This window comes from Buttiauxella cochleicola (genome assembly GCF_021282435.1).
Lineage (GTDB): Bacteria > Pseudomonadota > Gammaproteobacteria > Enterobacterales > Enterobacteriaceae > Buttiauxella > Buttiauxella massiliensis.
The window spans coordinates 92414-113164 of record NZ_JAJSOT010000008.1 but is presented as its reverse complement, the minus strand read 5'-3'; the positions used below and the strand labels follow the sequence as shown (position 1 = coordinate 113164).

The 20751-nt window shown below is 49.6% G+C and carries 18 protein-coding genes; 8 read left to right on the top strand and 10 right to left on the bottom strand.

Annotation, left to right across the window (positions count from 1 at the left end):
- The first annotated feature begins 13 nt into the window (after nt 1–13).
- On the top strand, nt 14–403 hold the full coding sequence (mutT, locus tag LVQ77_RS17810) for an 8-oxo-dGTP diphosphatase MutT (protein WP_232905141.1): 390 nt from the start codon (nt 14–16) through the stop codon (nt 401–403).
- On the opposite strand, the gene yacG is transcribed toward mutT, so the two are convergent.
- From yacG to coaE, 3 genes are read right to left on the bottom strand one after another with little or no spacing between them, the layout of a single operon-like run.
- A complete protein-coding gene (yacG, locus tag LVQ77_RS17805; protein ID WP_034460927.1) occupies nt 400–597 on the bottom strand; it encodes a DNA gyrase inhibitor YacG in 198 nt (65 codons plus the stop codon). The two genes, mutT and yacG, sit on opposite strands and share 4 nt — an antisense overlap.
- A 9-nt stretch (nt 598–606) precedes the next feature.
- Nucleotides 607–1350, bottom strand: a complete 744-nt coding sequence (gene zapD, locus LVQ77_RS17800) for a cell division protein ZapD (protein ID WP_232866393.1) — start codon at nt 1348–1350, stop codon at nt 607–609.
- On the bottom strand, nt 1350–1970 hold the full coding sequence (gene coaE / locus LVQ77_RS17795; RefSeq protein ID WP_232905140.1) for a dephospho-CoA kinase: 621 nt from the start codon (nt 1968–1970) through the stop codon (nt 1350–1352). The genes zapD and coaE overlap by 1 nt, the downstream gene beginning before the upstream one ends.
- Before the next feature lie 309 nt (nt 1971–2279).
- Here coaE and LVQ77_RS17790 point away from each other — a divergent pair, with 309 nt between their 5' ends.
- Nucleotides 2280–3323: a GMP reductase gene (locus LVQ77_RS17790; RefSeq protein ID WP_064516213.1), complete on the top strand. Its 1044-nt coding sequence runs from the start codon at nt 2280–2282 to the stop codon at nt 3321–3323.
- A 39-nt stretch (nt 3324–3362) separates the two neighbouring features.
- On the opposite strand, the gene hofC is transcribed toward LVQ77_RS17790, so the two are convergent.
- From hofC to nadC, 4 genes are all read right to left on the bottom strand, one after another.
- On the bottom strand, nt 3363–4568 hold the full coding sequence (gene hofC, locus LVQ77_RS17785; protein WP_232905139.1) for a protein transport protein HofC: 1206 nt from the start codon (nt 4566–4568) through the stop codon (nt 3363–3365).
- Nucleotides 4561–5940 (bottom strand): type II secretion system protein GspE, encoded by a 1380-nt coding sequence (gene gspE / locus LVQ77_RS17780; RefSeq protein WP_232905138.1) that lies wholly within the window; start codon nt 5938–5940, stop codon nt 4561–4563. Before gspE ends, hofC begins: the two co-directional genes overlap by 8 nt.
- A gap of 3 nt (nt 5941–5943) precedes the next feature.
- The gene (gene ppdD, locus LVQ77_RS17775) at nt 5944–6393 is read right to left on the bottom strand and encodes a prepilin peptidase-dependent pilin (RefSeq protein WP_232866399.1); all 450 of its coding nucleotides are present in this window, start codon (nt 6391–6393) and stop codon (nt 5944–5946) included.
- Between the two features lie 188 nt (nt 6394–6581).
- A complete protein-coding gene (gene nadC / locus LVQ77_RS17770; RefSeq protein ID WP_151994962.1) occupies nt 6582–7472 on the bottom strand; it encodes a carboxylating nicotinate-nucleotide diphosphorylase in 891 nt (296 codons plus the stop codon).
- Between the two features lie 82 nt (nt 7473–7554).
- On the opposite strand from nadC, the gene ampD reads away from it, so the two are divergent.
- Nucleotides 7555–8118, top strand: a complete 564-nt coding sequence (gene ampD, locus LVQ77_RS17765) for a 1,6-anhydro-N-acetylmuramyl-L-alanine amidase AmpD (RefSeq protein ID WP_232905137.1) — start codon at nt 7555–7557, stop codon at nt 8116–8118.
- Nucleotides 8115–8969: a beta-lactamase regulator AmpE gene (gene ampE, locus LVQ77_RS17760; RefSeq protein ID WP_232905136.1), complete on the top strand. Its 855-nt coding sequence runs from the start codon at nt 8115–8117 to the stop codon at nt 8967–8969. The genes ampD and ampE overlap by 4 nt, the downstream gene beginning before the upstream one ends.
- A gap of 18 nt (nt 8970–8987) precedes the next feature.
- Here the strand turns inward: ampE and LVQ77_RS17755 are convergent, their stop codons facing one another.
- The 3 genes from LVQ77_RS17755 to aroP form a co-directional block, all read right to left on the bottom strand.
- Nucleotides 8988–9944, bottom strand: coding sequence for a glycoside hydrolase family 43 protein (locus LVQ77_RS17755; RefSeq protein WP_232905135.1), 957 nt, complete (start codon nt 9942–9944; stop codon nt 8988–8990).
- A gap of 10 nt (nt 9945–9954) precedes the next feature.
- Nucleotides 9955–11355: a glycoside-pentoside-hexuronide (GPH):cation symporter gene (locus LVQ77_RS17750; protein ID WP_232905134.1), complete on the bottom strand. Its 1401-nt coding sequence runs from the start codon at nt 11353–11355 to the stop codon at nt 9955–9957.
- Nucleotides 11356–11531: 176 nt separating this feature from the next.
- Nucleotides 11532–12893, bottom strand: coding sequence for an aromatic amino acid transporter AroP (gene aroP / locus LVQ77_RS17745; RefSeq protein WP_134187047.1), 1362 nt, complete (start codon nt 12891–12893; stop codon nt 11532–11534).
- Between the two features lie 703 nt (nt 12894–13596).
- On the opposite strand from aroP, the gene pdhR reads away from it, so the two are divergent.
- From pdhR to lpdA, 4 genes are all read left to right on the top strand, one after another.
- Complete coding sequence (pdhR, locus tag LVQ77_RS17740; RefSeq protein WP_034493407.1) at nt 13597–14361, top strand: pyruvate dehydrogenase complex transcriptional repressor PdhR; 765 nt, start codon at nt 13597–13599, stop codon at nt 14359–14361.
- A 149-nt stretch (nt 14362–14510) separates the two neighbouring features.
- Nucleotides 14511–17174 (top strand): pyruvate dehydrogenase (acetyl-transferring), homodimeric type, encoded by a 2664-nt coding sequence (aceE, locus tag LVQ77_RS17735; RefSeq protein ID WP_232905133.1) that lies wholly within the window; start codon nt 14511–14513, stop codon nt 17172–17174.
- 15 nt (nt 17175–17189) lie between these two features.
- Nucleotides 17190–19076 carry a pyruvate dehydrogenase complex dihydrolipoyllysine-residue acetyltransferase gene (gene aceF / locus LVQ77_RS17730; RefSeq protein ID WP_232866414.1) on the top strand — a complete coding sequence of 629 codons (1887 nt, stop codon included), beginning with the start codon at nt 17190–17192 and terminating at the stop codon, nt 19074–19076.
- A gap of 202 nt (nt 19077–19278) precedes the next feature.
- Nucleotides 19279–20703 (top strand): dihydrolipoyl dehydrogenase, encoded by a 1425-nt coding sequence (gene lpdA, locus LVQ77_RS17725; protein WP_034460910.1) that lies wholly within the window; start codon nt 19279–19281, stop codon nt 20701–20703.
- Nucleotides 20704–20751 lie beyond the last annotated feature (48 nt).

The following is a 20751-nucleotide window of genomic DNA, read 5'->3' as shown; positions in this document are numbered from 1 at the left end:
TACCTGTACAAAAATGAAACAACTACAAATCGCCGTCGGTATCATCCGCAATAAAACGGGTGAAATTTTTATTACTCAAAGAGCGGCTGATGCACATATGGCCAACAAGCTTGAGTTTCCCGGTGGGAAGATTGAAGCTGATGAAACGCCTGAACAAGCATTAGTCCGTGAACTTCAGGAGGAAACAGGTATTACAGCCACCAATTTCACACTGTTTGATAAACTGGCTTACCAGTTCCCGGACAGGCATATCACACTGTGGTTTTTCATGGTGGAAAGCTGGGAAGGCGAGCCGTGGGGAAAAGAAGGGCAACCGGGTCAATGGATTGCGCAAAATGCGCTGGTGGCATCAGATTTTCCACCAGCCAATGAACCGGTAATTAGCAAATTACAGCAAGGTTAACGCAGATCTTCTTCACTCCAGTCGTCGCTTTCTGATAAATCGCCGCTGCTAGGAATTCGTTTTTCCTCGGCGGCCCATTCACCTAGGTCAATCAACTGGCAGCGTTTGCAGCAAAATGGGCGATATGGGCTGGTTTCATCCCAGATGACAACTTTACCGCAGCCCGGGCAATTCACTTTTATTGTTTCAGTCATGTTAGCTCCTTAACAGCACGCCAGCTCAAAATCGAGACGTTCAGGGATGAGCCCATTTTCGCTATCCAGCGGTAAGAAACGGATCGCAAAACGGCTCTTATGACCAGAAACCTGCGGATAAAGTTGCGACGAAAGGTCCAGCTGTAAACGCAGTAAATCGGCATCATCCCCGTTATCCTGATAAAAACCATTCAGGCTGGTTTGTTTACGGAAGGGTGCAGAATTACGAATAATATCGAGTACCAGATCCAGCGATTGCTTTAATGGCTGCAACGTCGCAAGCCAGCTATTAATTTGTGCATCGCGTTGATCTTGAGGTGAATACAGCCAGATGTGCAATGTTGGCAAATCAAAGCTACAGCACCCGCCAGGAATACTCAGACGCTGGCGAACCAGGGCAATCAAACGGTCTTCACGTAATGCCTGCCCCAGGCGAGGAGCTGCCATTAAAACACCGCCGCGTTCTTTGAGTTGGCTACGCAGTGAATCAATTCGCTGCATATCTACACCCGGAACTTCAGACCAGTTCAATAACTTACGCTGCTGGCGTTCCAGTTCTTTAAGAATATCTGTGCGAATCTCACCGCGCTCAAAGACATCAAGCAGGTCACCGATATTGCGGAAAAAATGAAGTGCTTTGGCCGTTTCGTCTACTGGTAATGAACTTTCGAGTTGTTGGATTAAGAACTCGATACGCAACCAGGTACGCATTTTTTCATTAAGTGGGTGCTCAAAAAGAATCTGGGTGCTCATTATTCGTTATCCTGCTGTGCGGCCTGGGCTGCCAGTTCCAGATACTGGCGGTGCAGACGGTCAACATGTGCGGCCACTTGTGCAGTGCCACCATCATTATTAATTACATCATCGGCGGCGCTTAAGCGTGCCTCGCGTGTCGCCTGTGCTGCAAGGATTTGCAGCACATGTTCGCGACTAACTTTATCGCGCGCAATAGTACGTGCGATTTGCACTTCTGGCGAGACATCAACAACCAGAACACGATCGGCCTTTTGTTGTAGGTTATTCTCAATTAACAACGGAACAACCCACAAAACGTAGGGTGAAAGAGCCTGGTTGATTTCATCTTGGGTTCGCTGATGGATAAGTGGGTGTAGCAGCGCGTTGAGCCATTTTTTCTCTTCCGCTGAAGAAAAGATCTTTGCGCGAAGAGCTCGACGGTTGAGAGTGCCATCCGGAAGGAGGATCTCATCACCAAAATGGTCAGAAATAATGCGAAGAGCGGGCTGACCTGGCTCTACGACCTGACGCGCAATCACATCAGCATCAACAACGGTAATACCTAAGCGGGAAAAATTATCGGCGATAGTACTCTTACCACTGCCAATGCCACCCGTTAATGCAACCGTATAAACCATAAGAGTCGGACCCTGAAGCGATTTTATATTTCTAAGGTAAATTTTAACGATTGTAGCGTAAAAAAGACTGTTTTCGCAGTCTTGCGGCTGCATTAATAGTGCGTATGATAGCGTCACTGGAATTGGTAGTTATACCCGCCATACTTCAAGCCGCAGATGTGTTGGCCGCACTCACAAACCCCAGTTACTTACTCAAGTAAGCTCCCGGGGATTTGCTCCCTTGCGCCTTTCTGCAACTTGAATTATTCAGGATATAGATTGCTGATTGCGTTCACGCGTCCTTCGCCATTCGACCCAGGAATCTGCAACATGCGTATTGAAGAAGATTTGAAGTTAGGTTTTAAAGACGTTCTTATCCGCCCGAAACGTTCCACACTGAAAAGCCGCTCTGATGTAGAACTCGAGCGCCAGTTCACTTTCAAACACTCCGGTATTGCATGGTCAGGTGTTCCGATCATCGCTGCTAACATGGACACCGTTGGTACATTCGGCATGGCCCAGGCATTGGCCTCGTTTGATATCCTCACCGCCGTTCATAAGCACTACTCTGTTGAAGAGTGGAGCAACTTCGTTAAGTCTGCTTCAGACGACATCCTGAAGTTCGTGATGGTTTCAACCGGTACATCCGACGCTGATTTCCAGAAGACCAAACAGATTCTTTCTTTGAACCCAGCGCTGAAATTTATCTGTATCGATGTGGCTAATGGCTACTCCGAACACTTCACTCAGTTCGTTTCTAAAGCGCGTGAAGCATGGCCGGACAAAGTTATCTGTGCAGGTAACGTTGTTACTGGCGAAATGTGCGAAGAGCTTATCCTTTCCGGTGCGGACATCGTTAAAGTCGGTATCGGCCCTGGTTCTGTATGTACTACTCGTGTGAAAACAGGTGTTGGTTACCCGCAGCTTTCTGCTGTTATTGAATGTGCTGATGCTGCTCATGGCCTCGGTGGCCAGATTGTCAGTGACGGCGGTTGTACTATGCCGGGCGATGTTGCTAAAGCATTTGGCGGTGGTGCAGATTTCGTGATGCTGGGCGGTATGCTGGCTGGTCATGACGAAAGTGGTGGCACAATCGTTGAAGAAAACGGCGAGAAATTCATGCTGTTCTACGGTATGAGCTCCGAATCTGCAATGACCCGCCATGTTGGTGGGGTTGCACAGTACCGTGCAGCAGAAGGAAAAACCGTTAAGTTGCCATTGCGTGGCCCTGTTGAAAATACTGCCCGCGATATTATGGGTGGCCTGCGCTCTGCATGTACTTACGTTGGTGCTTCTCGCCTGAAAGAGTTGACCAAGCGTACTACGTTCATTCGTGTGAATGAGCAGGAAAACCGCGTTTTCAATAGCCTCTAAGCTATCAGCGACATACGGCGTGGCATTTTCGCTACGCCGTCATCCCGCACTCATTGCATCGCCTAACTGAAAAATAGGCAGATACATCGCGATGACCAGCGTCCCAATGATAATCCCCACAACTAACATCATTACTGGCTCCAGAGCGGCGGCAAGATTGTCTGCCAGTTCCTCGGTATGGTTATGATGCCAACTCGCTAGCTTCTCGAGCATTAAATCCAGGGCGCCTGACTCTTCTCCTATTCGTATCAATTGGCAACACAATGGTGTAAAGCGCTCGCTTTGTGAGAGTGTTTGCCACAGTGGTATTCCTTGAGTCACCTGGTGGTTTATTTGCACAATAACCTTCTTCCACAGTAGTTGCGGCAAAGTGGTTTCTACAGCTTTAAGCCCTTGCAGCAAGGGAATTCCTGCCTGCTGGGAAAGGGATAGCGTGGTATAGATTTGGCTAAGGATTTGCCCACGCCATAGCGGAGCGAGCAGTGGGGTTTGCAGCATCAGACGTTGTTCGTACTCTTGCCAGTGAGGTTTCTTTGTTCGCAAATAATAGCCAAAGGCCGTGAGTATAAGAGTGGCTAACAGCCACCATGCTCCCTGTGTTGTTACCCAGTTTGAAACTGCCATTACCGCCACTGTAATAGCGGGTAAGGGGGCATTAAATGAACGATAAATATTGGCAAATTCAGGCAGTACAAAACTCATCATCCCGATAGTCACCAGTAGTGCTATCGCTACGATAAACAGTGGATAACGCAGGGCTTTCATGACCTTTTTACGCAGCTGGTACAGTTTTTCTTGTTGAGCTGCCAGCTTTTGGCAGCACTCGTCTAGCTTTCCGGTTAGCTCGCCAATATGAATCAGAGCGATGAACAACGGCGGGAAAATCCCAGGCCATTGTTGTAAGGCGGTAGAAAAAGAGATGCCATTAGAAACGCGATGCCCGATGTCCTTAAGTAATGCCCGCCATTCACCAAAAGGGTGTTGCTGCGCAATAAGTATTAGTCCGTCAGACAAGGATATTCCCGCCTGAAGCAACGTCGCCAACTGGCGGAATACCTGTATTTTTTGCTGAATATGCCAGCAACCTCGGCGGGTGTGCGATATTTTCCGCAATTGTAAAAGCTGGAGGTCCGAAGTGATTAACTGTTCGCTGACAGATTCCGCATCATCCGCAAGCACATCCCCTTGTTGAATTTGCCCGTGTTGATCGACTGCTTTCCAGTGCCAGAGTACAAACTTAGTCATGAGGAACACCAAGCACCCGATATAGTTCTTCGAGAGTGGTTAGCCCTTGTTCAACAGCCTGGCAGCCACTTTCAAATAGCGTCATCATGCCTTGTTGTCTTGCCAGCGTTTCGATTTCATAGGCTGGCATGCCGGCAATAATTGCTGATTGAAGTGCTGTATCGATAAGCAAAATTTCAAATAATGCACTTCGTCCGTAGAACCCTCCATAACAGCGTTCACAGCCAGTTGCTTGCCAACGAGGCAAAGCAGTTGCCCAAAGCGATGTGGGTAGGATGATGTCTTCGGGGAGTTGTTCTTTACAGTGTGGGCAGAGTTTACGTACCAGGCGCTGTGCAACGACCATATTCAGTGCAGATGCTAACATCCATCGCTCGACTCCCATTTGTTCGAGGCGAACGACAGTCTCAGTCGTGGAATTAGTATGCAGTGTTGAAAGTACCAGATGCCCTGTTTGCGCGGCTTTAATGGCTATTTCTGCCGTATCGCCATCTCGAATTTCGCCCACCATGATGATATCCGGATCCTGGCGTAGTAATGCGCGTAAAACACTTTGAAAATTAAGCCCCGCTTTAGTGTTAATTTGCGTTTGATTAAGACCTTGCATAGGGATTTCTATCGGGTCTTCAACGCTACATAGATTGGTTGAGACTTGGTTGAGTATCTTTAATGCACTGTAAAGCGTGATTGTTTTCCCACTCCCAGTGGGGCCAGTGACGAGAATCATGCCCTGCGGATTGGCTAAAGCGCTATGAAAGCGAGAGCTATCCTCTGGTGACATGCCTAACTCTGATAGTTCAAAGGTTTGCTCTGTTTGTGCCATCAAACGTAAGACAACTTTTTCACCGTGATACACCGGCAGGGTCGCTATGCGAAATGAACATTTGCGATGTTCAATTTCGATCTCCATTTGCCCATCCTGAGGAAGGCGGCGTTCTGCTATATCCAGATTTCCCAATACCTTAAGTCGTGCGGTTAGCGGTGCAGCCAGATGCGCTGGCAGCAGGGGTTGCAGTTGCAGCACGCCATCAACGCGAAAACGAATTTGATACCCTTGCTCTACCGGTTCGAAGTGAATGTCTGATGCCCTGAGTTGCAGGGCTTTGTGGAGTGTATCTTGCAACAGTTGAACCACTGGAGCCGTATTCTCAAGAGGTTCCTCTGCGCTAACAGACGGCCGTGAGTGCCTTGCTTTTTCCAACTGCTCAACTGGCCAGTATTCAACATTGGCAGGCTTATCACAGATAAAACGCAATGCTTCAAAAAACTGTACGGGAGGGTTTGGTGCAATAGCGATATGCAGCAATGGAGCTTCAGAAAGCAATATCGCCTGATATTGGTTACACAGTGCGAGAATCTGCTGATTTGCCATGGTTTAATTTCCCGCTTGTTTATTATCAAAACGGAAGACTTCTTCGCAGGTTTGTTGAAGAGAATTATTACTGGTAGCGCTACAGGTTCGTGACCAACCTTCGATTCCTTCTACATCACTCCAGCGTGGAGACAGGGAAATGGTCAGCCCGTTGAGACTTTCTTGCCCCGCAAGCGTAACAGCACCTTGTTCGATGCTCATGCTGCTTACATAGCGGGTGGTTTTCGGTGAAGGGATACTATTACTCCCCGCGTCACATTCGCTAACTCCGCCCCTTTCAATCGCGCAAAGTTCAATGGCGGTACGGTAGGGCAGGAAGGTTTGCAACACGTCAGTCAGAGCCGCTTTACGCAGGTAGTTTTGATAGGTGGGAATACCGATGGCGCTAAGAATCGCAATAATACCGATGACTACCATCAGCTCAATAAGTGTGAATCCTTGTTGTTTGTTCATATGCCGCTCCTGTTTGAGATAGCGGCACTTTGCGTCGTTTAAATTCTTCAGGCGAGTGCGAGTGTAAACATCAGGATGTTGTCTTCCAAAATATTTTAGGTATTTGCAGAGACGGCAATAAAAATGCGAGCGATACCGTAACGGGAAGAAATAGGCAGATGAGTTTTAGCTCATCTGCCTGGCAGAAATTAGCGGAAACGCATGGAGAGATCGAGCGCGCGGACATGTTTAGTCAGTGCGCCAACAGAGATAAAATCGACACCTGTTTCAGCAAATTCACGGATAGTTTCTTTGGTTACATTTCCTGAAACTTCCAGACGTGCTTTACCATTGGTGATAGCGACAGCTTTACGCATATCTTCAACGTTGAAGTTATCGAGCATGATAATGTCAGCCCCGGCATGCAGTGCCTGTTCCAGTTCATCAAGAGACTCGACTTCAACCTCAACAGGTACATCCGGATGGAACCAGAAGGCTTTTTCTATCGCCTGGCGAATGGAACCTGAGGAGATGATGTGGTTCTCTTTAATCAAAAATGCGTCGGACAGACCTAAACGGTGGTTGCTACCACCGCCACACAGTACTGCGTATTTCAACGCGGTACGTAGACCCGGCAGAGTTTTACGGGTATCTAGCAATTGGGTGTTTGTGCCTGCCAGCAAATCAACATAGGTGCGCACTTCGCTTGCAACTCCAGACAGAGTTTGCACAAAGTTAAGCGCGGTACGCTCACCTGTTAATAGCACGCGTGATAATCCAGTTAATTCGAAAAGTGGCTGGTCAGCGGCAACGAGATCGCCATCTTCAACATGCCAGGTCACTTTGACATCTCCACCAAGCTGGATGAAAACCTCTTCGACCCAACGTTTACCACAGAACACGCCATCTTCACGGGTGATGATTACGGCATGTGAACGGTGATCTGCATCCAGGAGCTGTGCAGTGATATCGTTATTGGGATTGACGTCACCACCAAGATCTTCACGCAAAGCCTGAGAAACAGCTGCTGGAATATCAAGGTTAATACGGTCGAGAAGCTCGTCACGTCGGCGGTCTGGGTTATAACGGCGAGGAGGCATGATAAAACTCCGAAATGGCTTAGTTAATGTCGAAACATGCTACATTGATGCGACCTCAAGTACCACTCTAAGGAGACCGTGGATGCAGCTAAAAGACGGCTGGCTGGTGGGTGTTAAACATGTCCCATCCCCACATTTCGATTGCCGACCAGAGGATGAAACACCTTCCTTGTTGGTGGTGCACAACATCAGTTTACCGCCAGGCGAATTTGGTGGGCCGTGGATTGATGCGTTGTTTACCGGAACACTTGATTCGCAAGCTCATCCGTACTTCGCGGGTATCGCACATTTACGAGTTTCAGCACATTGTCTTATTCGTCGTGATGGCGAAATCGTTCAATATGTAGCTTTTGATAAACGCGCCTGGCACGCAGGGGTTTCTTTGTATCAGGGGCGTGAACGCTGTAACGATTTTTCGATTGGTATTGAGTTGGAGGGGACAGATACACTGCCCTATACTGACGAGCAATATCAACAGCTTGCTGCGATTACAGATGTGCTGGTGAACGTTTATCCGGCAATTGCTGACCATATGACGGGACATTGCGATATTGCACCGGAGCGTAAAACCGACCCAGGTCCTGCATTCGACTGGTCGCGTTTTCGCCACTCGGTAGAGGTAACGCCGAATAAGGAGATGGAATGACGCTGTTTACATTACTGCTGGTGATGATTTGGGAACGGTTATTTAAGCTGGGCGAACACTGGCAGCTAGATCACCGCCTTGAAGTGCTTTTCCGGCGAGTAAAAAACTTTTCGTTATTACGTACCATTCTGATGACCGCCCTATGTATGTTGGTGGTTTTCCTCTGTATTCGCGCGTTGCAAGGTTTGTTCTTCAACGTACCGCTGCTCGTTTTCTGGATTGCACTCGGCGTGTTGTGTATTGGCGCAGGCCAGGTTCGACTGCATTACCATGCGTATTTGCAGGCAGTGAGCCATGGCGATAGTCACGCGCGCGATGCGATGGCGAGTGAACTGACGCTGATTCACGGTGTTCCACCCGATTGTGACGAGCGTGAGTATCTGAAAGAGCTGCAAAATGCGCTGTTGTGGATTAACTTTCGTTTTTATCTCGCACCGCTTTTCTGGTTTATCGTCGGCGGTGTTTGGGGACCGGTAACACTTGCGGGTTACGCTTTTTTGCGTGCGTGGCAGACGTGGCTTGCGCGCCATCATTCTCCGCAAGAGCGTTTGCATTCCGGTATTGATACCATTTTACATGTGCTGGACTGGGTGCCTGCGCGTCTGTTTGGTGTGGCATATGCACTACTGGGACATGGAGAAAGGGCGCTTCCTGCGTGGTTTGCGTCGTTAGCCGATCGCCATACTTCGCAATATCAGGTATTGACCAGGCTGGCTCAGTATTCGCTAGCCCGAGAGCCACATCTCGATAAAATCAAAACGCCGAAGGCGGCGGTTTCGATGGCGAAGAAAACGTCGTTGGTGATTTTGGTGGTAGTGGCATTATTGACTATTTACGGCACTCTGGTTTAAGCCTGAGCGCCGCATAAGTTAGCGATTATCTGCAGACGGTATGCCGAACACCGGCATACCGTTTTCATCCCATTCGAGTGTTTTCAGGCGCGTATGGCGATTCGGGTCATACAGCGGATCGCCTTCAATTTCGGTGTAATTGCGCGCGTGATACACCAGCACATCTTTCCCGTCTTTGGTTTTGGTAAAGCTGTTATGACCCGGCCCAAACTGCTTGTTCTCGTAGCTGGTGGCAAACACAGGCTGTGGCGATTTATGCCAGTTAGCAGGGTTAGTTGGGTCAGCATTCAGGTCGATCCACAACAAGCCGATGCAGTAGTTTTCATCGGTGGCGCTGGCGGAATAGCTGACAAACAGTTTATCGCCATGAACCACCACCGCTGGTCCTTCGTTAACCAGAAAACCTCTGCATTCCCAATCCAGTTCGGGCTTACTCAACATCACAGGCGTGCCTTTTATGGCCCAGGGTGTTTCCAGCTCGGCAAGATAGATATTGGAGTTACCTGCAATATCAGGATCTTTCTGCGCCCATAAATACCATTGCTTGCCCTGATGCTTAAAGGTGGTGGCATCAAGACAGAAGCTGTCGAATTGCGTTTTTACCCGGCCTTTTTCAACCCATTTCCCGGTGAGCGGGTCTGCATCCGCACACTCCAGTGCAAACATGCGGTGCTGGAACATATTTAACTGATCCAGTGCCTGCGTGTGGGTGGCAGCGAAATAGATGTACCACTTACCGTCAATATGATGCAGCTCTGGTGCCCAGATAAGTTCGCTCATTGAGCCATGATTGGGTTTGCGCCACACCACTGTAGGCTTTGCTTCTGGTAGTTCGCTTATTGTGTCCGCGCGGCGGATCTCCAGCCTGTCGTACTCTGGTACTGACGCAATAAAGTAGTAGCAATCTTCATGCAGCAAAATAAAAGGATCGGCGCGCTGCTCAATAAATGGATTAGGCCATTGCTCCTGATTCATAGGGCTTTCCTTACAGTTTGGCTTCAACAGGTTTGCTGTCGTGATATTCATTCAGTTCGCGATAGTTGATGCGGCGCTTTTCAAGGTCTGCCTGAATGCGCTGCATTAATTCACGGTCAACTTTCAACAAGCGCACAACGCCTGCGGTAATCAGGTAGCCAACGCCAGGGATGATGGTAAACAGCATCACAATACCGTTAATTGACTCAGGGCTTTGCTGTTTGGCACCGGCATCGTAGCCGTACCAGGAAAGCAGGAAACCAACCATTGCGCCTGCAATCGCAAGCCCCAGTTTCAGGAAGAACAAGTTACCGGAGAAGCTGATGCCGGTGATGCGTTTACCTGTTTTCCACTCGCCGTAATCGTCAACGTCGGCCATCAGTGACCAGTGCAATGGAGAAGGGATCTGGTGAAGAATGTTCAGCAGGAAATACATCACGACAATCAGTGTCGTGGCGTGCGGGTCGAGGAAGTAGAAACCGCTGGAGAAAATGGCCAATACAATGTTGGTCCAGAAGAACACTTTCAGTTTGCAGATACGGTCGGTTAACACTTTAGCCAGCATACTGCCGCCCATCATGCCGACTACGCCGAGGCTAATGAATAATGTCGCGAAGCTGGTGCTTTGGCCCATCACCCAGGTGACGTAGTACATGGTTGCCGCCATACGGATGAACCCAGGGCAGACGTTGCACAGTGTCAGCAGAAGAATGCGCACCCACTGGTCGTTTTTCCACACATCTTTCAGGTCAGCTTTGAGATCGTCATTGCTGGGTACTGCCGGGCGAACACGCTCTCTGACGGTTGTGAAGCAGAACAGGAACATGCACATGCCAAGTACCGCCAGCACACCCATCGCCATTTGGTAGCCTTTGGCTTTGTCGCCGTCACCAAACCAGTCAACCATCGGCAGCAGGGAAAGCGAGAGAATCAACGTTGCAATACCAACCATAACAAAACGATACGACTGACAAGCGACACGTTCTTTGGGGTCGTTGGTAATCACACTGCCAAGTGAGCAGTAAGGAATATTAATTGCGGTATAGGTTAAAGAGAGCAGGAAATAGGTAACAAAGGCATAGATAACTTTGCTGCTATAAGCCCAATCAGGCGTGGTGAACATCAGGTAACTGAAGAAGGCAAATGGCGCTGCCATCCATAAAATCCATGGACGAAAACGTCCCCAGCGACTCTGCGTTCTGTCAGCAATGGCGCCCATAATCGGGTCAGTTACTGCATCAATCACCCTGATTGAAAGCAGCATAACACCCACTAATGCCGGGGCCAGGCCAAAAATATCCGTATAAAAATAGTTAACAAACAACATAATGGCGCCAAAGATAATGTTACATCCGGCGTCCCCCATTCCGTAGCCAATCTTTTCTTTCACAGATAATTTGCTGCTTTTCATAGAAAATGCTCCTGACCAGAATATGGACAAGAGTATTGAGCTATTGGAGAAAATTTGCGTGTCTGTAATCCGCCACAGAGATGGACAATACTGTCATTGTTAAGAATATGTGAAGCAGATAACAAAGCGCCCCGATGAGCGATGGCTCGTCGGGGCGCTTTGAGCAGAAGGGAGAGTTAAGCTTTAACGCTCTTCAGGTTCTTCTGTTTGATAAAATAACCGATACCGAGAACGACCACCCATACTGGAATCAGCCATACGGAGATAGCCATTCCTGGAGTTATCGCCATAATCACCAATACTGCCGCCATAAACAGCAGGCAGACGTAGTTGCCCAATGGATAGAACAGGGCAGGGAAACGCGTTTTCACGCCCTGTTGTTGTTTAGCACGGCGGAACTTCATATGCGCCAGGCTAATCATCGCCCAGTTGATGACCAGTGCAGACACCACCAGTGCCATCAGCAGGCCAAAGGCTTCCGCTGGTGCCAGGTAGTTGATCAGTACACACAGTGCGGTGAACAGCGCAGATACCAAAATGGTATTCACTGGAACGCCACGTTTATCAACTTTCTGCAGTGCTTTCGGTGCGTTGCCTTGTTGAGCCAGGCCAAACAGCATACGGCTGTTGCAGTAAACACAGCTGTTATAAACAGACAGCGCGGCGGTAAGAACCACAACGTTCAGTGCGTTAGCAACAAAGGTGTCACCCAGTTCGTGGAAGATAAGTACGAACGGGCTGGTATCAGCGGTAACGCGAGTCCATGGCATCAGAGATAACAGCACAGCCAGGGAACCCACATAGAAAATCAGAATACGGTAGATAACCTGGTTGGTTGCTTTCGGAATGCTAACCTGTGGGTTATCTGCTTCCGCAGCAGTAATCCCAACCAGCTCCAGACCGCCGAACGAAAACATGATAATCGCCATCATCATCACAAGTCCGGTCCAGCCGTGTGGCAGGAATCCACCTTGTTCCCATAAGTTGCGCACTGTCGCCTGTGGGCCTGCGTGATCGCTAAACAGCAACCATGCGCCAAACACGATCATAGCGACAACCGCGATGACTTTGATAATCGCGAACCAAAACTCCATCTCACCAAACACTTTTACATTAGTGAGGTTAACGGCATTGATGACGACGAAAAAGACTGCGGCAGATGCCCAGGTTGGGATCTCCGGATACCAGAACTGAATGTATTTACCAACTGCAGTAAGTTCTGCCATGGCAACGAGTACATACAGTACCCAGTAGTTCCAGCCAGAAGCAAAACCTGCGAATCCGCCCCAGTATTTGTAAGCAAAATGGCTAAATGAGCCCGCTACCGGCTCCTCAACGACCATTTCACCTAACTGGCGCATGATCAAGAAGGCAATAAAGCCTGCGATCGCGTAACCAAGAATAATCCCCGGCCCGGCAGATTGGATGACAGACGCACTGCCCAGAAACAGGCCTGTCCCAATAGCTCCACCTAGCGCGATGAGCTGGATATGGCGGTTTTTAAGGCCGCGTTTCAGCGTGTCGCCTTGTTCCATCATTTAACCTCGTGTGGTCATTTTCAGGGCGCTGGCCGCGCCTCTGTAAGTTTGTAATTCCGTAATGTGTAGTCTTTATTTTACGGTTTTTAATTCCAGTATTTTGCGCATTGGACTACCGCAGCGCAAAGAATAGTGGTAAGTGGCAGTGTTTGCACCTGCTTTCTATTATTGCCGTGACGAGTTGAATAAAAAGAAACCAGTTGTTCTTCCGCCCGAATTATTTATTCCGCCTGTTATTTATCCACGTTAAGCGAATTCGTTGAATTAATATTCATATTTTAAACTGATGAATCGGTTCATATTGCAAGAAAAGGCACTTTTTGCTGTTTCGTAAACGTTAAATACGTCTGTGTGTGAGTAAATGTGACATTTGTGCAAAGTTACAGCTTTGAAACGTCATTTCTGTAATGTTGTTAAAATGTGCCTGGTTTAATGATTTCAATCAAAACCAATATGGACAGAAGGTGAATACTTTGTTACTTTAGCGTCAAGAATGTGAAATTGGTCATACCAATTGACTAGCCCCAGATGATTTGAAGTCTGAAGGGGATATACCCCAAATAATTCGAGTTGTGGAAAAGCGGCAAACGAGAGAGTCACGGTGAGCTTACATAAGTAAGTGATTCGGGTGAACGAGAGCAGCTAACGCACCAACAACTTGAAGTATGACGGGTATAGGGCTAATGGCAGAGACAGGGAAAAAATGGCCTACAGCAAAATCCGCCAACCAAAACTATCCGATGTGATTGAGCAGCAGTTGGAGTTTCTCATCCTCGAGGGAACCTTGCGTCCCGGCGAAAAACTCCCACCAGAGCGCGAATTGGCAAAACAATTCGACGTTTCTCGTCCTTCACTACGCGAGGCCATTCAGCGTCTCGAAGCGAAAGGACTCCTGCTTCGTCGTCAGGGCGGCGGTACTTTTGTCCAAAACAGTCTTTGGCAAAGTTTAAGCGACCCTCTGGTCGAACTGCTGTCTGACCATCCTGAATCCCAGTTTGATCTGCTTGAAACTCGCCACGCACTTGAGGGTATCGCTGCCTATTACGCTGCATTGCGTGGTACAGACGAAGACCTCAAACGTATTGGCGACTGCCATTTTGCTATTCAACAAGCACAAGAATCTGGTGACCTGGACGCTGAGTCCGATGCGGTTATGCAGTATCAAATCGCCGTGACGGAAGCCGCCCACAACGTTGTGCTACTACACTTGTTGCGCTGTATGTCACCGATGCTCGAACAAAACGTTCGTCAGAATTTTGAATTGCTCTATGCGCGCCGTGAAATGCTGGCGCAAGTGAGCAGCCATCGCGCCAGCATTTTTGCGGCGATTATGGCTCGCCAGCCGGAGCAGGCGCGCGAAGCGTCGCACCGTCACCTGGCATTTATCGAAGAAATATTGCTGGATCGCAGCCGCGAACAGAGTCGTCGAGAACGTTCTCTGCGGCGCTTACAGCAACGTAAGGAATAAGAGTCTGAAATTTCAGGTTCTCAAAAGCGCCAATTTTTAGAGCGCGGCAACTAAACGCAGAACCTGTCTTATTGTGTTTTTTCAAGGAAAGCACAATGGGACAGGTTCCAGATAATCAACGTATTAGACACAGATAAGGAATACCACCCATGTCAGAACGTTTCCCAAATGACGTGGATCCGATCGAAACTCGCGACTGGCAACAGGCGATCGAATCGGTCATCCGTGAAGAAGGTGTTGAGCGCGCACAGTACCTGATCGATCAGTTACTGAGCGAAGCCCGTAAAGGTGGAGTAAAAATTGCAGCAGGTTCTGCTGCCCGCCAGTACGTGAACTCCATCGCCGTTGAAGATGAACCGGAATACCCGGGGAATCTGGAGCTGGAACGCCGTATTCGTTCTGCTATCCGTTGGAACGCCATCATGACCGTCCTGCGTGCGTCTAAAAAAGACCTCGACCTGGGCGGCCATATGTCCTCTTTCCAGTCTTCTGCAACCGTGTATGACGTGTGTTTCAACCACTTCTTCCGCGCACGCAACGAGAAAGACGGCGGCGATCTGGTGTACTTCCAGGGCCACATCTCCCCAGGCGTATATGCACGTGCTTTCCTTGAAGGCCGCCTGACTGAAGACCAGATGAACAATTTCCGTCAGGAAGTTCACGGTAATGGTCTGTCCTCTTATCCGCACCCTAAATTGATGCCTGAATTCTGGCAGTTCCCGACCGTATCAATGGGTCTGGGTCCAATCGGTGCAATCTATCAGGCTAAATTCCAGAAATACCTGGAACACCGTGGCCTGAAAGACACCTCCGCACAGCGCGTTTACGCGTTCCTGGGCGACGGTGAAATGGATGAGCCAGAATCTAAAGGTGCGATCACTATCGCTACCCGTGAGAAACTGGACAACCTGTGCTTCATCATCAACTGTAACCTCCAGCGTCTGGATGGCCCAGTAACCGGTAACGGCAAAATCATTAACGAACTGGAAGGTATCTTCGCGGGTGCTGGCTGGAACGTTATCAAAGTGATTTGGGGCTCTCGTTGGGACGAACTGCTGCGTAAAGATACCAGCGGTAAGCTGCTGCAGCTGATGGGCGAAACCGTAGACGGCGACTATCAGACCTTCAAATCCAAAAACGGCGCTTACGTACGTGAGCACTTCTTCGGTCGTTATCCAGAAACTGCTGCACTGGTTAAAGATATGTCCGACGATGAGATTTGGGCACTGAACCGTGGCGGCCACGATCCGAAGAAAATCTACGCTGCACTGCGAAATGCACAAGAAACCAAAGGCAAAGCAACTGTAATCCTTGCTCATACCGTTAAAGGTTATGGCATGGGTGAAACTGCCGAAGGTAAAAACATCGCGCACCAGGTTAAGAAAATGAACATGGACGGCGTGCGTTATGTCCGCGACCGTTTCAATGTGCCTGTGACCGATGCTGAAATCGAAAAACTGCCATACATCAAGTTTGAAGAAGGCAGCGAAGAGCACAAATATCTGCATGGCCAGCGTGAAAAACTGAACGGCTACCTGCCGACGCGTCTGCCAAAATTCACCGAGAAACTGGAACTGCCAACACTTGCAGACTTCAGCTCTCTGTTAGAAGAGCAGAACAAAGAAATCTCCACCACTATCGCTTTCGTTCGTGCCCTGAACGTGATGCTGAAGAACCCGTCTATCAAAGACCGTCTGGTTCCAATCATTGCTGATGAAGCGCGTACTTTCGGTATGGAAGGTCTGTTCCGTCAGATTGGTATTTACAGCCCGAACGGCCAGCAGTACACCCCGCAGGACCGTGAGCAGGTTGCTTACTATAAAGAAGACGAGAAAGGCCAGATTCTGCAAGAAGGTATCAACGAGCTGGGCGCAGGTTCTTCCTGGCTGGCGGCGGCGACTTCTTACAGCACCAACGATCTGCCAATGATCCCGTTCTACATCTACTACTCCATGTTTGGTTTCCAACGTATCGGCGACCTGTGCTGGGCAGCGGGTGACCAACAGGCGCGCGGCTTCCTGGTCGGCGGGACTTCCGGTCGTACGACTCTGAACGGTGAAGGTTTGCAGCACGAAGATGGCCACAGCCATATTCAGTCTCTGACTATCCCTAACTGTATCTCTTACGATCCATCTTACGCTTACGAAGTTGCAGTCATCATGCATGACGGCCTGGTGCGTATGTACGGTGAAGCACAAGAGAACATTTACTACTACATCACCACGCTGAACGAAAACTACCACATGCCAGCCATGCCAGAAGGCGCGGAAGAAGGCATCCGTAAAGGTATCTACAAACTGGAAACGGTTGAAGGTAGCAAAGGTAAAGTTCAGCTGATGGGCTCGGGTTCCATCCTGCGTCACGTTCGTGAAGCTGCGCAGATCCTCGCGAAAGATTACGGCGTTGGCTCTGATGTATTCAGCGTAACTTCCTTCACTGAACTGGCTCGTGATGGCCAGGACTGTGAGCGCTGGAACATGTTGCACCCAACTGAAGAACCACGTGTACCGTACGTTGCTCAGGTTCTGAGCGATGCACCAGCAGTGGCATCTACTGACTATATGAAACTGTTCGCTGAGCAGATCCGTAACTTCATCCCGGCAAGCGATTACCGCGTACTGGGTACTGATGGCTTCGGTCGTTCAGACAGCCGCGAAAACCTGCGTCACCACTTCGAAGTGGACGCGTCTTACGTGGTTGTTGCAGCACTTGGCGAACTGGCTAAACGTGGCGAAATCGATAAGAAAGTGGTAGCTGACGCTATCATCAAATTCAACATCGATGCAGATAAAGTCAACCCGCGTCTGGCATAAGAGGTAAAGAATAAAATGGCTATCGAAATCAAAGTACCGGACATCGGTGCAGACGAAGTTGAAGTTACCGAAATCATGGTGAAAGTGGGCGACAAGGTTGAAGTTGACCAGTCCATCATCTCCGTGGAAGGTGACAAGGCTTCAATGGAAGTCCCTTCTCCGCAAGCAGGCGTGGTCAAAGAGATCAAAGTTGCGGTGGGTGACAAAGTTGAAACCGGCAAACTGGTTATGATTTTCGAATCCGCCGAAGGTGCAGCGCAAGCTGCCCCTGCTACGGCCGAAGAGAAGAAAGAAGCAGCGCCAGCAGCAGCTCCGGCAGCAGCCGCAGCAGCAAAAGAAGTGAACGTGCCAGACATCGGCGGTGACGAAGTAGAAGTTACCGAGATTATGGTTAAAGTTGGCGACAAAGTAGAAGCAGAACAAAGTCTTATCACCGTTGAAGGTGACAAAGCTTCTATGGAAGTCCCGGCACCGTTCGCAGGCGTTGTAAAAGAAATCAAAATCAACACTGGCGACAAAGTGTCTACCGGTTCTCTGATTATGGTCTTCGAAGTAGCGGGCGCTGCGCCAGCTGCAACCGAAGCCAAAGCAGAAGCGGCTCCGGCAGCGGCACCAGCGGCATCTGGCTCGAAAGAAGTTAACGTGCCAGACATCGGCGGTGACGAAGTTGAAGTGACTGAAGTGATGGTTAAAGTGGGCGATAAAGTTGCCGCTGAACAATCACTTATCACCGTAGAAGGCGACAAAGCTTCTATGGAAGTCCCGGCTCCGTTCGCGGGTGTTGTTAAAGAAATCAAAATCAATACTGGAGACAAAGTGTCTACCGGTTCCCTGATTATGGTCTTTGAAGTGGAAGGTGCTGCACCAGCTCCTGCCGCTAAGCAAGAAGCAGCAGCTCCGGCTCCTGCGACTGCGGCGCAAAAACCAGCTGCGGCTCCTGCGAAAGCGGAAGGCAAAACTGAATTCGCTGAAAACGACGCATACGTTCACGCCACCCCACTGATTCGCCGCCTGGCGCGTGAGTTTGGTGTGAACCTGGCGAAAGTGAAAGGGACTGGCCGTAAAGGTCGTATCCTGCGCGAAGACGTTCAGGCTTACGTGAAAGACGCGGTTAAGCGTGCAGAATCTGCACCAGCTGCGGCTACCGGCGGCGGTCTGCCTGGCATGCTGCCATGGCCGAAAGTTGATTTCAGCAAGTTCGGCGAAATCGAAGAAGTTGAACTGGGCCGTATCCAGAAAATCTCTGGTGCGAACCTGAGCCGTAACTGGGTGATGATCCCGCACGTTACGCACTTCGACAAAACTGATATCACCGATCTGGAAGCGTTCCGCAAGCAGCAGAACGACGAAGCTGCCAAGCGTAAGCTGGATGTGAAGTTCACGCCTGTCGTGTTCATCATGAAAGCGGTTGCTGCTGCACTTGAGCAGATGCCACGCTTCAACAGTTCTCTGTCTGAAGACGGCCAGAAACTGACGCTGAAGAAATACATCAACATCGGTGTGGCGGTTGATACGCCAAACGGTCTGGTTGTTCCGGTGTTCAAAGATGTGAACAAGAAGAGCATCTCTGAGCTGTCCCGCGAACTGATGGCGATTTCTAAGAAAGCTCGCGATGGCAAGCTGACTGCTGGCGAAATGCAGGGCGGTTGCTTCACCATTTCAAGCCTCGGCGGTATCGGGACGACTCACTTCGCGCCAATCGTTAACGCGCCGGAAGTGGCCATCCTCGGTGTTTCCAAGTCTGCTATCGAGCCGGTCTGGAATGGTAAAGAGTTCACTCCGCGTCTGATGATGCCGATGTCTCTTTCCTTCGACCACCGCGTGATCGACGGTGCTGATGGTGCGCGCTTTATTACCATCATCAACAATACGCTGGCCGACATTCGCCGTCTGGTGATGTAAGCCAAAAAGCCGGCCATTCGGTCGGCTTTTTTCTGGTAATCTCGTGATGCAGTTCGAGATTATCTGATGCAAAGGACAATTCGTTTGCCGTTTGTTGTTTCAAAATTGTTAACAGTTTTGTAGACTACGTGCGGATAGAACGTCCCGGTGGATGACGGGCGATAAGGCCAGGGATCACCGGATAGAAAACATAGAGGTCATGATGAGTACTGAAATCAAAACTCAGGTCGTCGTACTTGGGGCAGGCCCGGCAGGTTATTCTGCTGCATTCCGTTGCGCTGATTTAGGTCTGGAGACCATCATTGTAGAGCGTTACAGCACCCTCGGTGGTGTTTGTCTGAACGTTGGCTGTATCCCTTCTAAAGCCCTGCTGCACGTTGCCAAAGTTATCGAAGAAGCGAAAGCACTGGCTGAGCACGGCATCGTTTTCGGCGAGCCGAAAACTGACATCGACAAAATCCGTACCTGGAAAGAAAAGGTTATCAACCAATTGACTGGTGGCCTGTCTGGTATGGCGAAAGGTCGTAAAGTTAAAGTGGTGACTGGCCTGGGTAAATTTACCGGCGCTAACACCCTGGTTGTTGAAGGCGAAAATGGTCCAACGACTATCACTTTCGATAACGCTATTATCGCGGCGGGTTCTCGTCCGATTCAGCTGCCATTCATTCCACATGAAGATCCACGCGTATGGGATTCTACCGACGCACTGGAACTGAAAGCCGTACCAAAACGCATGCTGGTTATGGGTGGCGGTATCATCGGTCTGGAAATGGGTACAGTGTACCATGCGCTGGGTTCAGAGATTGACGTGGTTGAAATGTTCGACCAGGTTATCCCGGCTGCCGACAAAGACGTGGTGAAAGTGTTCACCAAGCGTATCAGCAAGCAGTTCAACCTGATGCTGGAAACCAAAGTGACTGCGGTAGAAGCCAAAGAAGATGGTATCTACGTCACGATGGAAGGCAAAAAAGCGCCTGCTGAACCACAGCGTTACGACGCGGTTCTGGTGGCAATCGGCCGCGTACCTAACGGTAAGCTTCTCGATGCTGGCGCTGCTGGCGTTGAAGTTGATGACCGTGGCTTCATTCGTACCGACAAGCAAATGCGCACTAACGTGCCGCACATCTATGCTATCGGCGACATCGTGGGCCAGCCAATGCTTGCTCACAAAGGTGTTCACGAAGGCCACGTTGCCGCTGAAGTTATCGCCGGCATGAAGCACTACTTCGACCCGAAAGTGATTCCTTCAATCGCTTATACCGAACCAGAAGTTGCATGGGTTGGTCTGACCGAGAAAGAAGCGAAAGAAAAAGGCATCAGCTATGAAACCGCCACCTTCCCGTGGGCTGCTTCTGGCCGTGCTATCGCTTCTGATTGCGCAGACGGTATGACCAAACTGATCTTCGACAAAGAAACTCACCGTGTTATCGGTGGTGCGATTGTCGGTACTAACGGCGGCGAGCTGTTGGGCGAAATTGGTCTGGCTATCGAAATGGGTTGTGACGCTGAAGATATCGCGCTCACCATCCACGCGCACCCGACTCTGCACGAGTCTGTCGGCCTTGCTGCTGAGATCTTTGAAGGTAGCATCACCGACCTGCCAAACCCGAAAGCGAAAAAGAAGTAATCGCCTGAAGGATAAGAAAAAAAGCGGCTTAGGCCGCTTTTTTTATGG

Excerpts from the sequence above, each read along its gene's own strand:
- yacG (WP_034460927.1), bottom strand. The coding sequence starts at position 597 with ATGACTGAAACAATAAAAGTGAATTGCCCGGGCTGCGGTAAAGTTGTC.
- aroP (WP_134187047.1), bottom strand. The coding sequence starts at position 12,893 with ATGATGGAACAAGGCGACACGCTGAAACGCGGCCTTAAAAACCGCCAT.
- ampD (WP_232905137.1), top strand. The coding sequence starts at position 7,555 with ATGCAGCTAAAAGACGGCTGGCTGGTGGGTGTTAAACATGTCCCATCC.
- lpdA (WP_034460910.1), top strand. The coding sequence starts at position 19,279 with ATGAGTACTGAAATCAAAACTCAGGTCGTCGTACTTGGGGCAGGCCCG.
- LVQ77_RS17790 (WP_064516213.1), top strand. The coding sequence starts at position 2,280 with ATGCGTATTGAAGAAGATTTGAAGTTAGGTTTTAAAGACGTTCTTATC.
- hofC (WP_232905139.1), bottom strand. The coding sequence starts at position 4,568 with ATGACTAAGTTTGTACTCTGGCACTGGAAAGCAGTCGATCAACACGGG.
- gspE (WP_232905138.1), bottom strand. The coding sequence starts at position 5,940 with ATGGCAAATCAGCAGATTCTCGCACTGTGTAACCAATATCAGGCGATA.
- mutT (WP_232905141.1), top strand. The coding sequence starts at position 14 with ATGAAACAACTACAAATCGCCGTCGGTATCATCCGCAATAAAACGGGT.
- zapD (WP_232866393.1), bottom strand. The coding sequence starts at position 1,350 with ATGAGCACCCAGATTCTTTTTGAGCACCCACTTAATGAAAAAATGCGT.
- nadC (WP_151994962.1), bottom strand. The coding sequence starts at position 7,472 with ATGCCTCCTCGCCGTTATAACCCAGACCGCCGACGTGACGAGCTTCTC.
- coaE (WP_232905140.1), bottom strand. The coding sequence starts at position 1,970 with ATGGTTTATACGGTTGCATTAACGGGTGGCATTGGCAGTGGTAAGAGT.
- aceE (WP_232905133.1), top strand. The coding sequence starts at position 14,511 with ATGTCAGAACGTTTCCCAAATGACGTGGATCCGATCGAAACTCGCGAC.
- ampE (WP_232905136.1), top strand. The coding sequence starts at position 8,115 with ATGACGCTGTTTACATTACTGCTGGTGATGATTTGGGAACGGTTATTT.
- ppdD (WP_232866399.1), bottom strand. The coding sequence starts at position 6,393 with ATGAACAAACAACAAGGATTCACACTTATTGAGCTGATGGTAGTCATC.
- pdhR (WP_034493407.1), top strand. The coding sequence starts at position 13,597 with ATGGCCTACAGCAAAATCCGCCAACCAAAACTATCCGATGTGATTGAG.
- LVQ77_RS17755 (WP_232905135.1), bottom strand. The coding sequence starts at position 9,944 with ATGAATCAGGAGCAATGGCCTAATCCATTTATTGAGCAGCGCGCCGAT.
- LVQ77_RS17750 (WP_232905134.1), bottom strand. The coding sequence starts at position 11,355 with ATGAAAAGCAGCAAATTATCTGTGAAAGAAAAGATTGGCTACGGAATG.
- aceF (WP_232866414.1), top strand. The coding sequence starts at position 17,190 with ATGGCTATCGAAATCAAAGTACCGGACATCGGTGCAGACGAAGTTGAA.